The 12,320-nt window shown below is 65.9% G+C and carries 13 protein-coding genes and 1 tRNA gene; 8 read left to right on the top strand and 6 right to left on the bottom strand.

What is annotated here, in order from left to right; genetic code table 11:
* Positions 1-92: 92 nt before the first annotated feature.
* Both CH283_RS14245 and CH283_RS14240 read left to right on the top strand, forming a co-directional pair.
* Positions 93-1,007: an alpha/beta fold hydrolase gene (locus tag CH283_RS14245; protein ID WP_094640543.1), complete on the top strand. Its 915-nt coding sequence runs from the start codon at positions 93-95 to the stop codon at positions 1,005-1,007.
* Positions 1,004-1,642, top strand: a complete 639-nt coding sequence (locus CH283_RS14240; protein ID WP_094640542.1) for an LON peptidase substrate-binding domain-containing protein — start codon at positions 1,004-1,006, stop codon at positions 1,640-1,642. Before CH283_RS14245 ends, CH283_RS14240 begins: the two co-directional genes overlap by 4 nt.
* Positions 1,643-1,697: 55 nt before the next feature.
* Here the strand turns inward: CH283_RS14240 and CH283_RS14235 are convergent.
* A tRNA-Met gene (locus tag CH283_RS14235) sits at positions 1,698-1,771 on the bottom strand.
* A gap of 77 nt (positions 1,772-1,848) precedes the next feature.
* Between CH283_RS14235 and CH283_RS14230 the strand changes: the two genes are divergently transcribed.
* Positions 1,849-2,628 carry an enoyl-CoA hydratase/isomerase family protein gene (locus CH283_RS14230; RefSeq protein WP_176460337.1) on the top strand — a complete coding sequence of 260 codons (780 nt, stop codon included), beginning with the start codon at positions 1,849-1,851 and terminating at the stop codon, positions 2,626-2,628.
* Here CH283_RS14230 and CH283_RS14225 read toward each other — a convergent pair.
* Entirely contained in the window at positions 2,611-3,228 is a 618-nt protein-coding gene (locus tag CH283_RS14225; protein ID WP_068048609.1) for a DUF998 domain-containing protein, read from the bottom strand. The two genes, CH283_RS14230 and CH283_RS14225, sit on opposite strands and share 18 nt — an antisense overlap.
* A 101-nt stretch (positions 3,229-3,329) precedes the next feature.
* On the opposite strand from CH283_RS14225, the gene CH283_RS14220 reads away from it, so the two are divergent.
* Positions 3,330-3,893: a TetR/AcrR family transcriptional regulator gene (locus CH283_RS14220; protein ID WP_176460338.1), complete on the top strand. Its 564-nt coding sequence runs from the start codon at positions 3,330-3,332 to the stop codon at positions 3,891-3,893.
* On the top strand, positions 3,890-5,230 hold the full coding sequence (locus CH283_RS14215; protein ID WP_094640539.1) for an ABC1 kinase family protein: 1,341 nt from the start codon (positions 3,890-3,892) through the stop codon (positions 5,228-5,230). Before CH283_RS14220 ends, CH283_RS14215 begins: the two co-directional genes overlap by 4 nt.
* 20 nt (positions 5,231-5,250) lie before the next feature.
* On the opposite strand, the gene CH283_RS14210 is transcribed toward CH283_RS14215, so the two are convergent.
* On the bottom strand, positions 5,251-6,228 hold the full coding sequence (locus tag CH283_RS14210; protein WP_094640538.1) for an NADPH:quinone oxidoreductase family protein: 978 nt from the start codon (positions 6,226-6,228) through the stop codon (positions 5,251-5,253).
* A 140-nt stretch (positions 6,229-6,368) separates the two neighbouring features.
* Here CH283_RS14210 and CH283_RS14205 point away from each other — a divergent pair, with 140 nt between their 5' ends.
* Together CH283_RS14205 and CH283_RS14200 are read left to right on the top strand one after the other, a co-directional pair.
* Positions 6,369-7,055 carry a dienelactone hydrolase family protein gene (locus tag CH283_RS14205; protein ID WP_094640537.1) on the top strand — a complete coding sequence of 229 codons (687 nt, stop codon included), beginning with the start codon at positions 6,369-6,371 and terminating at the stop codon, positions 7,053-7,055.
* Positions 7,042-7,950 (top strand): amidohydrolase family protein, encoded by a 909-nt coding sequence (locus CH283_RS14200; RefSeq protein ID WP_094640536.1) that lies wholly within the window; start codon positions 7,042-7,044, stop codon positions 7,948-7,950. Before CH283_RS14205 ends, CH283_RS14200 begins: the two co-directional genes overlap by 14 nt.
* A gap of 9 nt (positions 7,951-7,959) precedes the next feature.
* Here the strand turns inward: CH283_RS14200 and CH283_RS14195 are convergent, their stop codons facing one another.
* Complete coding sequence (locus CH283_RS14195; protein ID WP_094640535.1) at positions 7,960-8,805, bottom strand: patatin-like phospholipase family protein; 846 nt, start codon at positions 8,803-8,805, stop codon at positions 7,960-7,962.
* Between the two features lie 28 nt (positions 8,806-8,833).
* Entirely contained in the window at positions 8,834-9,688 is an 855-nt protein-coding gene (locus CH283_RS14190; protein WP_068048590.1) for an alpha/beta hydrolase, read from the bottom strand.
* A 173-nt stretch (positions 9,689-9,861) separates the two neighbouring features.
* On the opposite strand from CH283_RS14190, the gene CH283_RS14185 reads away from it, so the two are divergent.
* A complete protein-coding gene (locus CH283_RS14185; RefSeq protein WP_094640534.1) occupies positions 9,862-11,049 on the top strand; it encodes an alkane 1-monooxygenase in 1,188 nt (395 codons plus the stop codon).
* A 1-nt stretch (position 11,050) separates the two neighbouring features.
* Here CH283_RS14185 and CH283_RS14180 read toward each other — a convergent pair whose 3' ends face one another.
* A complete protein-coding gene (locus tag CH283_RS14180) occupies positions 11,051-12,253 on the bottom strand; it encodes an ATP-binding protein (RefSeq protein WP_094640533.1) in 1,203 nt (400 codons plus the stop codon).
* Positions 12,254-12,320 lie beyond the last annotated feature (67 nt).

The following is a 12,320-nucleotide window of genomic DNA, read 5'->3' as shown; positions in this document are numbered from 1 at the left end:
TCTGTCGTTGGGTGGGCTCAGCTTGTACGTTTGTGCCAACGGCTCACCGAGCCACGCGCCGATCCGGGCATCACACGACGAGGAGGTCGACCATGAGTTCATCGTACGAATTGCAGTCGGTGGAACTACACAAGGACGTCCTGCGATACGTGGACATGGGCGAGGGCCCACCCGTGATTCTGGTGCACGGACTCCTCGGATCGCATCAGTCCTGGGGCCCGCAACTCGAGCGTCTGTCGCAGAAGTATCGCGTCATCGCTCCTGACCTGTTCGGGCACGGAGACTCCGACAAGCCGTCCGGCGACTACTCGCTCAGTTCGCACTCGGCCACCATTCGCGATCTCATGGATCACCTGAACATCGACTCCGCCCCGATGGTCGGTCACTCGCTCGGCGGGGGCATCGTCATGCAGCTGACGTACCTCTTTCCCGAACGCGTCGATCGCCTGGCGTTGGTCAGCAGCGGCGGACTCGGTCCCGAGGTGAGCCTGCTCCTCAAGGCTGCGACGCTGCCCGGCAGTGAGCTGGTTCTGCCGCTGCTCGCATCGGACTGGTTCCGCAAGAACGCAGAGGGCGCGCTGGCGCAGTTGGGCAAATGGGGTCTGCCGGTCAAGCCAGGTCCCAGCATGGCCGAGACCTGGCGGTCGTTCCGGTCGGTTGCCGACCGCTCCACCCGCGGGGCCTTTCTGGCGTCGACGCGAGCCGTGGTGGGCCCGCGTGGGCAGACCGTGAGCGCGAAGCAACATTTCGAGAAGTTCGAGTCCATTCCGTCGCTGCTCGTCTGGGGCGGCAAGGACCGGATGATTCCCGCCAAGCACGCCGACAACATTCGACGTGAGGTTCCCAACAGTCGCGTCGAGATCTTTCCCAACGCCGGCCATTTCCCCCAGCTCGACGAGCCGGACTTCTTCTTCCGCTTGCTCGACGAGTTCCTCGACGCAAACGAGTCCGACAAGAGCGCGCCCGCGGCCATCACCCCGGCGGCTGTTCCGTTGCAGCACCCGTGAGCGTGACCCCGATGTTCCCGCTCGGCAGCGTGCTGCTCCCCGGTGAACGCCTACCACTGCACATCTTCGAGCCGCGCTACCGAGCTCTGGTCCACGACTGCCTGAAGCAGGACGATCCGAGCTTCGGCGTGGTCCTCATCGCACGTGGGCACGAGGCCGGTGGCGGCGACGTCCGGCACGATGTGGCCACGACCGCACACATCATCGGTCACGAGTCCATCGGCGACGGCAGATATCTGCTCGACTGCGTCGGCGGCGAACGGATCAGGATCGACGCCTGGCTGCCGGACGATCCGTACCCACAGGCCGACGTTCGAGCGTGGCCGGACGAAGAGACCGGTGCGGTGATCGCCGACACCGAGTTCGACGCCACTTGGGCGCGGATCGAGGATCTCTACGAGCTGATCGGTCGACTCGAATCGACGGAAGTCGTTTCCACACCCGGTGTTCCGGACTTCCTGGGCCTGCCGATTTCGGCCGCCGAGAAGATCTGGTCGCTGACAGCTCTGATTCCGATGGGTCAGTCCGATCGACTCGACATCCTGTCTGCACCCAACGCCAGAGCGCGCAAGACCGCACTCGACGACGCCATCGAGAATGTCACGGCGGTGGTGCAGTTCAGACTGCAACCCTGATACCTACGAAACACGTCAGGCCCGCCATCATCGATGTCGGGCCTGACGTGTGTAGTAGCGGGGACAGGATTTGAACCTGCGACCTCTGGGTTATGAGCCCAGCGAGCTACCGAGCTGCTCCACCCCGCGTCGGGTGTTCACCACGCTACATGCCATCTCGGCAGTCTCCCAATCGCCAGGTCAGCCGCACGCTCTACCGTTCGGGTATGCCCATTGCGCTGTCTCCAGTCCTGACCTTCCCGCACGCCGCCGTCGCGCAGATCACGCTGAGCAACCCGCCGGTCAACGCGCTGACCCGTCCGGCGACGCGGCGACTGCGCGCCGTGCTTCTCGAGTTGGCCGACGACGCCGCGATTCGGGCGGTCGTTCTCACCGGCGACCGGGTGTTCAGCGCCGGCTCGGACATTTCCGAGATGCCCGAGATGCAGGACCGCGGTGACGTGCTCGCCCGCAAGAGCATTCTCGAGAACGCCACCCTCGAGATGCTCGACGATCTGCCGCTGCCGACGGTCGCGGCAATAGACGGATTCGCGTTGGGCGGCGGCCTCGAGCTGGCGCTGTGCTGCGACCTCGTCGTCGCCGACGCAGGGGCTCGACTCGGACTCCCGGAAATCGACCTCGGTGTGATCCCCAGCAGCGGCGGATCGATGCGTGCGCTGCGGCGGGTGGGTCAGGCGCGCGCCGCCGAACTGGTGTTGCTCGGCGAGCCGATCTCGGCCGAGACTGCACTGGAGTGGGGTCTGATCAATCGGGTCGCTCCACGCGGAGAGTCGTTGTCGGTGGCACTGGGCGTGGCGCAGGCGCTGGCGCACAAGTCCCGCTCTGCCGTTCGAGCGAACAAGCGTGCCCTCGCTCTCACGTTCGGCGAGTCCCCCGGCCTACCGGCGCAACGGGCATTGCCGGTGTTCGAGGAGGCGTTCGAGTCGGCGGACGGCAGGGAGGGCGTGCGCGCCTTTCTCGCCAAGGAGTCACCCGAGTTCGGGTAGGCGGCGCTTGACCAGAATCGTTGCGCCGGTGACGATCTCCCATCCGATGATGGTGTAGACCGAGATGCGCTCGAAGGTTCCGCCGCCGAGGATTCCGGTGTCGGCGAGAAACAGGGTCAGCCCCACCAGACCGGCCACGCCGGCAGTCGCACTGCCCACGGTGTACCAGCGCGGCGCGCCGACGCGGCCGCCGTACCGTCCTGCCGCCAGCAACACCAGGTTGCCGCCGACGATCGCCATGCCTGCACCCACCGCATGGGGCGTCGATGCCCCGTCCACCGAGGCGTGGGCGAGCCCGACGACGATGCTGCCGACACCGTGCACAACGGAGGTGCCGGCGACGATCCACCGCGCCCGGCCCTCGAAGAGCACCGACAGTCCCAGTCCCGCCAGGACGAACAACGTGCCGTCCACGACGAAGCCGGTGTTCATCACCGCGTGCAGCGGCGAGATGTCGGGGATTCCGAGATCGCTGATGTTGTTGCGGGCATAGCTGTACGGTCGGTCCGTCCAACCGAGTGCGGCGACGGCTTCGGCGGCCAGATAGGTCACCCCACCGACGAGGAAAGCCCCGGCGGCCAGGACGGTCGTTCTCTTCACAGCTGCACGTCCACTCCCGGAGCCCCGATGGGTCATTTCGCAGGCTCCACTCCCGGAGCCCCGATACACCTGGCGTGTACCGATTGGTACAGTACCGGCTCATGAGCGATCGCCACGACGTGGTGCCGATACTCGCAGGGGTGTTCCGCGACCATGGGTTCGACGGTTCCTCCCTCGCGGTCATCAGCAAACAGACCGGCCTGGGGAAAGGCAGTCTCTACCACTACTTTCCGCGCGGAAAGCAGGAGATGGCCGAAGCCGTCCTCGACGACGTGGAGCTGTGGTTCCACCACAACGTGTTCGAGCCGTTGCGACAGGGCACCGATCCCGCGTCGACGACGCATGAGATGTTCGAGCAGACCGCGCGATACTTCCGGTCCAATCGTCTGGTGTGCCTGTTCGGCGCATTCACACTCGGTCTCGAACGTGCTGTGTTCTCTGGACGCGTCGCAGCCCATTTCAGCCACTGGATCGACGCGCTCACCCCGGTACTGAGTCGCCTGGGACACGGCGAATCGGCAGCCGAACTGGCCGAGGAGATCGTGGCCGGAATTCAGGGCGCACTGGTGCTCTCACGCGCCTCGGACGATGCGACGCGGTTCGATCGATTGTTGGCGCGCCTGGAAGCCTCGGCGGCGCGCGTGCCGGTGGGGGTGCACGTATGAATCCCAAGCCCGCACCCCAGCTGAAGACGTTCGGAATACGAGAACTGCTGCGACTCATCGTCATCGGCACGGTATTGGCGTACTTCCAGATCGTCGCGGTCGGCCGCTGGGTGCGCGCGCCACGGCGCGGGTGGCCGCTGCACGCCTCGGAGGCCGTCGTCGACGCCTTCTTCGTTCTCGGCCCCACCTTCGTCAAGGTCGGGCAGCTGATGGGATCCTCGCCCGGGCTGTTCCCCAAGGTCCTCGCCGACACCTGCCTGCGCTGCCTCGACGAGGTGCCACCGTTTCCCGGGTCGCAGGCGCGAGCGGTGATCGAGGCCGATCTGGGCCGCGGAATCGACGACCTGTTCTCCTCGTTCGACGACGTGCCGCTCTCGTCCGCCTCGGTCGCTCAGGTGCATCTGTGCGTGCGCCGTGACGACGGCCGTGAAGTGGTCATGAAGGTACAGCGGCGAGGCATCTATCACCGCATGAAGATCGACCTTCGTATCGCGTACCTCATCGCCCGCGGACTGGAGAAGTTCATTCCGTTCTTCGCCACGGCCAACGCGTCGGCGATCATCGTCGACCTGCACGCCGCCACCTTCGCCGAACTCGACAGCGCCGTGGAAGCCAAGCGACAGGCCAGCTTTCGCGCGGCCATCGGCGCGTTCGGCGACAACGCCCACGTCACCGCGCCCGAGGTGTTCCTGGACTACTGCGGCGGCCGCGTCATCTGCATGGAACGCATGCACGGTTCTCCCCTCGACCGCTACGAGCCGGGAGAGCAGTCCGAGCTCATCGTCCGCCGCGCCGCCAAGGTCTGGATGGAAGCCCTTGTGCTGCATGGTCTCTTCCACGGCGACGTGCATGCGGGCAACGTGTGGGTACTCGACGACGGCAGGGTGGCGTTCCTCGACTTCGGAGTCATGGGCGAGGTGGACGAGCAGTGGCGCGCACTGCTGCTCGATCTGTTTCACGCCACCGTGATCGACGGCGACTTCACCCGACTGGCCGGTACCGTCAAGCGGCTGGGAATCGTTGCGCCGCAGATGGGTTCGGACGCCGAGGTCGGGGCGATCCTGCAGTCGGTGTTCGCTCCGATGCTCTCGGCAACGCTCGCGCACTTCAGCCTGGCCGACTTCATTCGAGCGCTGGTGAACATGGGCAAGCAGTACAAGACGTCGAGCCCGGAAGAATTGATCCTGGTGGCCAAGCAACTCGGCTACTTCGAGAGATACGCCATCGAACTGGCACCGAACTGGGCCCTGGGTACCGACCCGTTCGTGTTCAAGAACGTCTTTCCCGCCGAGATCGCGGCACTGGCCGAGGCGCGAGGCGTCGAACTGCCGGAGTGACCCGGCAGCTCGACCCAGCATCAGTGGGTGAAGTCCAGCACCACTTTGCCTGCCGCAGTACGGTTTTCCAGTGACGCAATGGCCGAGGCAGCGTCTGCGGCCGGGAACACCGACGGCTCCGGCGCACTGAGCGATCCGTCGGCGAGGAGCGGTTCGATCTCGGACCACTGGGTGGCGAGGTAACCCGGGCGCGTCATCCACCACGCACCCCAACCGACGCCGACGACGTCGACGTTGTTGAGCAGCAGTCGATTTACCTTGACCGTCGGGATCTCACCACCGGTGAAGCCCAGCACCAGGATTCGGCCCGAGGGCGCGAGCGAGCGAATGCTGTCGGTGAACCGGTCACCACCCACCGGATCGACGACGATGTCGACGCCACGGCCGCCGGTCAGTTCCTTCACCGCGTCCTTCCAGCCGTCGACGAGAACGACGTCGGTGGCTCCGGCGGATCGTGCGATGTCGGCCTTGGCCTCCGAGCTCACCACAGCGATCACGCGAGATGCCCCGAGCACCGGAGCCATTCGCAGCGCGGAGGTTCCGATGCCCCCTGCTGCGCCGTGCACCAGAACCGTCTCGCCCGGTGCCAACCGGCCACGTTCCCGGAGCGCGAAGTGCACCGTCAGGTCATTGAACAACAGCCCAGCGCCTGCGGAGAGCGACACCGACTCCGGCAGCGCGAACACCGTGTCCGGGGATACGACGGCGACCTCGGCCATACCGTCGCTCAGTCCCGTCAGGGCCGCTACTCGATCACCGGCGGAGAAGCCGGACTCCGGCGGAGCCGACCGAACGATGCCGGCGATCTCGCTGCCGGGGACGAACGGCAACTCGGGCTTGTACTGGTAGAGCCCGCGAGTGAGCAACGCATCGGGAAAGGCGACGCCGGCGGCATGGACCTCGATGACCACCGACCCGTCGCGCGCAGCAGGCTCGTCGATGTCCACCACACTCACCGAGTCGGGTCCGTCGAGGCTGGAGATCTGTACCGCGCGCATGAGTTGTCCTCTCGGTCGGGATCGTTCCCTGCACGCCACCGTACAAAACTGCAGCAATCACCGTCGCTACCGGCATGCGCGAAGTGCTGGCCTAATGGGTCGTTCCGCAGGCTCCACTCCTGCTGTGCTCCAATCGACGGATGAACACCACTCCCCTCACCGTCGTCCGTCCCGACGGGGATGCCCGCGGCGGCGTCATCGTCATCCAGGAAGCCTTCGGCGTCACCGATCACATCGTCGACGTCTGCAACCGGCTCGCCGCCGCCGGTTGGGTCGCGGTCGCACCGCACCTGTTCCACCGACAGGAGGGTGTGACCGTGTTGTCGTACTCGGACATGGATTCGGCGATGGCGGCAATCGGGCGGCTGCAGGCGGACGAGGTGGACTCCGACGTGGACGCGGCGGCGAGTGCGCTCGCCGAGCTCGGATTCGAGCCGTCGTCCGTCGCGATCGTCGGCTTCTGCATGGGCGGCACCGTCGCGTTCCACACCGCTGTTCGACGGCAACTCGGTGCGGCAGCGACGTTCTACGGCGGCGGAATCACCCAGGGCCGCTTCGGTTACCCCGCGATGGCGTCGGTGGGCGACGCACTGCAGACGCCCTGGCACGGCTTCTTCGGAGACCTGGACGAGGGCATCCCCTTCCAGGAGGTGGAAATGCTGCGCGAGATCACCGCAACGTCCCCGGTCGACACCGAGATAACCCGTTACGCCCACGGCAAGCACGGGTTCCACTGCGACGACCGCCCCGCCGTGTTCGACGCCGACGCCGCCGCCGACGCCTGGGGCAAGACGCTCGAGTGGTTCGACGCCCATGTCGCACGCTGAGCCACCCCGCTCCGACGCCGAACTCGCAGACGAGACCGAAGGCATCGTCGCTTTCTGGACCGAACTGTCGCTGCCGGGACTGTTCGACGTCCACACGCACTTCATGCCGAAGAACGTGATGGACAAGGTGTGGAGTTACTTCGACAGCGCCGGGCCGCTGACCGGCAGCGTCTGGCCCATCTCCTACCGGTTCGCCGAAGAGCAACGGCTCGAGGTCATTCGGGGGTTCGGAGTCCGGCACTTCACGTCGATGATCTACCCGCACAAGCCGGCGATGGCAGCCTGGCTCAATTCCTGGGCAGCAGATTTCGCGGCGCGCACCCCCGACTGCCTGCACACCGCGACCTTCTACCCCGAGGACGGTGCCACCGAGTACGTCGAGCAGGCGTTGACGAGCGGTGCCCGAATCTTCAAGTCGCACATTCAGGTCGGGAACTATTCGCCGAACGATTCCCTGCTCGACGGCGTCTGGGGCGCACTCTCGGACGCGCAGGTACCGGTGGTGATCCACTGCGGATCCGGACCGGCACCCGGCACCCATACCGGCCCGGAGCCCATTGCAGCACTGCTGCAACGGTTTCCCGAGCTCCCGTTGATCATCGCGCACATGGGCATGCCGGAGTACGGCGACTTCCTCGATCTGGCCGATCGCTACCGGAACGTGCGACTCGACACCACGATGTCGTTCACCGACTTCTCCGAGGCGAGCGCACCGTTTCCGAGACACGAACTGCCCCGGCTGGTCGACCTGCAGGATCGCATTCTGTTCGGCAGCGACTATCCGAACATCCCTTACCCGTATCTGCACGCCCTGCAGGCGGTGCGCCGACTGGACCTGGGAGACGACTGGGTTCGTGCAGTGTGCTGGGGTAACGGAGCTGCACTGTTCGGCTAGAGAGGTTCTCTAGACCCAGAACTCGGCAATACGCTCGGCGATGGCATTGCCCTGCGCCCGTCCGGCAACGGCCGCAGCCGATCGGACCGCGATGTCGGTGGCATCGGGGCCGATCGCGGCCGCCGAATCTGCGTCGGGGGCAATCACTTCCACCTTCGAGCCACCCTTGATCAGCCGCTCCCGTTCGATGTCGAACGGATCGTGCTCCAGGTCGAGTGCACCGACCCTGAACACCAGTACCTTCTCGAAACCGACTGCCAGATCCGCGTTTTCGCTGGCGCGGATACCACCGTCGACGTAACGATGATCACCGATCGTCACCGGCGGCCACATTCCCGGGATGGCGCAGCTCGCGGCCACCGCATCGACCAGCTGAACGCCCGAGCCACGATCGAGAACCCGATGCCGACCGCTCACCGCGTCGACCGTGACGATACGCAGATCGCGGTTCGGCCAGGAGTGCGACGGTAACCGTCGTTCGATGATGGCCCTGCGCTCACGCTCGCTGATCGTCGAGGCCGACAGCGCCTCGGTGCCGATACGCCTGCGCGTGTCGATGGCACTGCCGTCGGAGTTCTGGGCAGCCCGAGCCAACATGGAGACCAGTTCGTCGATGGTCGAGTCGGCATGCGGTTCGTGGTCCTGCTTCGCTTCGTCTGCCTGCCGCTCGAACAGCTCGGTCAAGGCGGCTCCGCTCGAGATCTGGGCTGCGACCGAGGACCCGGCCGAGGTCCCCAACAGCATCTCGGCGTCGCTGACGTCGGCTCCGGCTTCTGCCAATCCCAGTAGGACACCCGTCTGCCACGCAATGCCTGCGACTCCGCCGCCGCCCAATACGAGTGCTCGCCTGGTCATGGTCGTACCCCTTCTTCGAAAAGATCCGTCAGGAACTTACAGCGCCGGTGTGTACACGTGGACGCAGCCAGTCGATGAGATCGTCGAGTACGCGCTCCTTTTCCGGTTCGTTGAACACTTCGTGGAACAGCCCGTCGTACGTTTTCAGGGTCAGGTCGTCGGATCCGGCGAGCTCGGCGATGAGCTCACTGCCCGAGACGTCGGCCAAGCGGTCCGCCGTCCCGTGCTGGAGCAGCACGGGAATCGTCAGCGACGGCAGGCGAGCAGGGAACGCGTCCCCGACGCCCAGCATCGCCGCGGCCAGACCAGCCGAGACGCTGCCGTGGTAGCCCAACGGGTCGGCGACATAGGCGTCGACGACGTCCTTGTCGCGGGAGACGAGAGTGGGATCGAGCTTGAGCACAGGGGCGGCCGGTACGAAGCGTCCGAGGAGCTTACCGACCGCCACCAGTGCTTTCGGTTGCCCGACGCTGGGGACGACGGCAGGGCCGGACAGCATCAGACCGTCGAGATCGGCCTGATGGTCGAGGGCGTAGGACAGTGCGATGGCACCGCCCATGCTGTGGCCGAGCAGGAAGGTGCGCTGATTCGGATGCTCGGCAGCTGCGATGCCGAACAGCGTGTGCAGGTCGTCGGTGAAGTCGGACCACTTGTCCAGTGACACCCGTTTGCCACCGGATCGGCCGTGTCCGCGGTGGTCGGGCGCGTAGACGGCGAGGCCGAGCGCGCCCAGCCGTTCGATGACGTGCCGGTACCGACCCGCGTGCTCGGCCAGGCCGTGGGCGAGCACCACAATCCCGGTCGACGTGGTCTCGGGGGTCCAGACGTCGTAGACGATTCGGGTTCCGTGAACTCCGACGAACGACGACTCGACATGCTTCATCCGGTCACCGTACAAGGGCAGCGGGGCATTCGACGGCCCATCGGAGAACCTGCAAAATTTGCTTGGGTAACTATCCTGGTGGAACGGGCGATGTAGTTGTGACACGCCACTACCGTTTGTCCCCGCACCTCGGGGCACGGCACCGACCAGGACTCAGGAGTGAAGAATCCAGAATGCGTGATGAGTCCGCCACGAGCACGTCGCCGCGGTGGCGCGACCCCAAGCGCTACCTGTGGCCGCTGGGGCTGACGATTCCTCTCAGCCCGTTCCTGGCCTGGGGTCTGGTGACCCTTCTCGGCCCCGGTGCGTTCTGGACCCTCGGCCTGATGATCATGGGTGTCGCACTGCCACTGGTGGACAGGTTCGCCGGAGTGGACCGCAGCAATCCCCCGGACGAGGCGATCGCCGCGCTCGAGAAGGATCCGTACTACCGCTGGTGCGTCTATCTGTTCCTGCCGTTGCAGTACGCGGGACTCGTTGCGGCCTGCTATCTCTGGGCGCACGGCCCGCTGGGAGTTCCGGAGCGGATCGGCCTGGCCATCACCGTCGGCATCGTCGGTGGGGTCGGCATCAACGCCGCGCACGAGCTGGGCCACAAACGTGAGCGTCTGGAGCGATGGCTGTCGAAGGTGACACTGGCACAGTCCCTGTACGGCCACTTCTACGTCGAGCACAATCACGGCCACCACCTCCGCGTCGCCACCCCGGAGGATCCGGCGTCGGCGAAGTTCGGCGAGTCGTTCTGGAAGTTTTTGCCGCGCACGATCGTGCACGGCCTGCGCTCGGCCTGGGAGCTCGAGACTCGACGCCTCGCCCGCCAGGGCCTGTCTCCCTGGTCGTACCGAAACAACCTGTTCAATGCCGCGGCCATGAGCGTTGTGCTGTTCGGCGTGCTGATCGCCGTCTTCGGTGTGGTGACCGTGCCGTATCTGTTCCTGCAGGCTGCGATCGCGATCGTCCTCTACGAGGCAGCCAACTACCTCGAGCACTACGGGCTGCTGCGGCAGAAGCGCAAGAGCGGTCGATACGGCAAACCGACCCACCGCGACAGTTGGAACAGCGACCACCTGTGGAGCAACCTGTTTCTCTACCACCTGCAACGGCACAGCGACCATCACGCGAATCCGGTGCGCCGCTACCAGGCACTGCGCACCGTCGACGAGTCCCCGCAGCTACCGGCCGGCTATGCCGTGATGATCTTCTGCGCGCTGGTTCCGCCGTTGTGGCGCAAGGTGATGGATCAGCGACTGATCGACTTCTACGACGGTGACGCCGAGCTCGTCAACGTCGATCACTCCGACCCCAAGGCAGTGCGGAAACTCGAGCAACTGTGCGTCGAGCGCGCTGAGGCGTACCGATAGTTCACACCGTCGCAGGTTCGTCGGTCTGGGCCCGTAGGTAGCGACCGAAGTGCGGCACCGTGAACGCGATGGTGCCGCGCTCGGCCGAATAGATCAGACCCTTCTTGATCAGTCCGTCGCGGGCCGGGGACAGCGATGCCGGCTTGCGCTTCAGTTCGGTCGCCACGGCCGAGGTCGGCACCGAGCCGTCGTCCACGGACAGTTCGGCCATCGCACGCATGTATTCACGCTCGGCAGGCGTCGCACGTTCGTAGCGAGAACCGAAGAATCCGACGGCCAATTCCTCCTCCGCCGTCGGAGCGGCGACGCGCACGTCCTCGACGGTGATCGGGGTGTCGGCCGCGAGATCCCACGTCGCCTTGCCGTAGGCCTGCACGAAATACGGGTAGCCGTCGGCGGCCGCATACAGCGCGTCGAGGGCATCGGGGGTGAATTCGACGTCCTCGCGGTCGGCCGGAGCGATCAACGCGAGGTCGGCCGCCGCTCGTTCCAGTCGACCGATCCGGTGGTAACTGAACAGGCGCTCGGAGTAACTCTTGGATGCCGACAACACCGCAGGTAGGTGTGGCAGTCCGGCCCCGACGATGATCAGCGGCGCGGTGTCCTGACTGAGCTCGTGACAGGCCGCACACAACGCGGAGATGTCCGCGGCACCCAGATCCTGCATCTCGTCGATGAAGATGGCGATGCCCACGCCCACGTCGCCGGCCAGCGCGGAGGCGTCGAGCAGCAGTTCCACGAGGTCGATCTCGATGTCGCCGGAGTCGGCGCGGCCCGTCTTCGCCGGGACGTCGATGCCGGGCTGCCACCGCTCCCGCATGCCCTTGTCCGCGGTGGCGCGTAGGGCGAAGGCCTTGAGGACGCCGAGGAACTCGTCGACGCGTTCGGGATCGCGATGCGATGCCGCGATCCCGCGGACCGCCATGTGCAGCGCAGACGACAGCGGTCGACGCAATTCCTGGTCGGGCCGAGCCTCGATCTTGCCGGTGCCCCAGCCGCGGGCGATCGCCGCGGATCGGAGTTGGTTGAGCAATACCGTCTTCCCGACGCCTCGCAGCCCGGTGAGAACGACGCTGCGTTCCGGCCGGCCGCGGGTGATGCGTTCGAGTACGACGTCGAAGGCGTCGAGCTGCTTCTTTCGGCCTGCGAGCTCGGGTGGGCGCTGGCCGGCGCCGGGGGCGTAGGGGTTACGCACGGGGTCCATGGGGCCAAAGTTACAACGAATCGTGCGATATATGCGGACATCTAGTTCGTGTCCTAGAGATCTGTAT

The organism is Rhodococcus sp. 05-2254-2 (assembly GCF_002259095.1).
GTDB lineage: Bacteria > Actinomycetota > Actinomycetes > Mycobacteriales > Mycobacteriaceae > Rhodococcoides.
Note: the sequence above shows the minus strand (reverse complement) of the source record. Positions and strands in the feature narration are given on the sequence as shown.

Excerpts from the sequence above, each read along its gene's own strand:
- CH283_RS14245 (WP_094640543.1), top strand. The coding sequence starts at position 93 with ATGAGTTCATCGTACGAATTGCAGTCGGTGGAACTACACAAGGACGTC.
- CH283_RS14230 (WP_176460337.1), top strand. The coding sequence starts at position 1,849 with ATGCCCATTGCGCTGTCTCCAGTCCTGACCTTCCCGCACGCCGCCGTC.
- CH283_RS14220 (WP_176460338.1), top strand. The coding sequence starts at position 3,330 with ATGAGCGATCGCCACGACGTGGTGCCGATACTCGCAGGGGTGTTCCGC.
- CH283_RS14215 (WP_094640539.1), top strand. The coding sequence starts at position 3,890 with ATGAATCCCAAGCCCGCACCCCAGCTGAAGACGTTCGGAATACGAGAA.
- CH283_RS14210 (WP_094640538.1), bottom strand. The coding sequence starts at position 6,228 with ATGCGCGCGGTACAGATCTCCAGCCTCGACGGACCCGACTCGGTGAGT.
- CH283_RS14205 (WP_094640537.1), top strand. The coding sequence starts at position 6,369 with ATGAACACCACTCCCCTCACCGTCGTCCGTCCCGACGGGGATGCCCGC.
- CH283_RS14200 (WP_094640536.1), top strand. The coding sequence starts at position 7,042 with ATGTCGCACGCTGAGCCACCCCGCTCCGACGCCGAACTCGCAGACGAG.
- CH283_RS14195 (WP_094640535.1), bottom strand. The coding sequence starts at position 8,805 with ATGACCAGGCGAGCACTCGTATTGGGCGGCGGCGGAGTCGCAGGCATT.
- CH283_RS14190 (WP_068048590.1), bottom strand. The coding sequence starts at position 9,688 with ATGAAGCATGTCGAGTCGTCGTTCGTCGGAGTTCACGGAACCCGAATC.
- CH283_RS14185 (WP_094640534.1), top strand. The coding sequence starts at position 9,862 with ATGCGTGATGAGTCCGCCACGAGCACGTCGCCGCGGTGGCGCGACCCC.
- CH283_RS14180 (WP_094640533.1), bottom strand. The coding sequence starts at position 12,253 with ATGGACCCCGTGCGTAACCCCTACGCCCCCGGCGCCGGCCAGCGCCCA.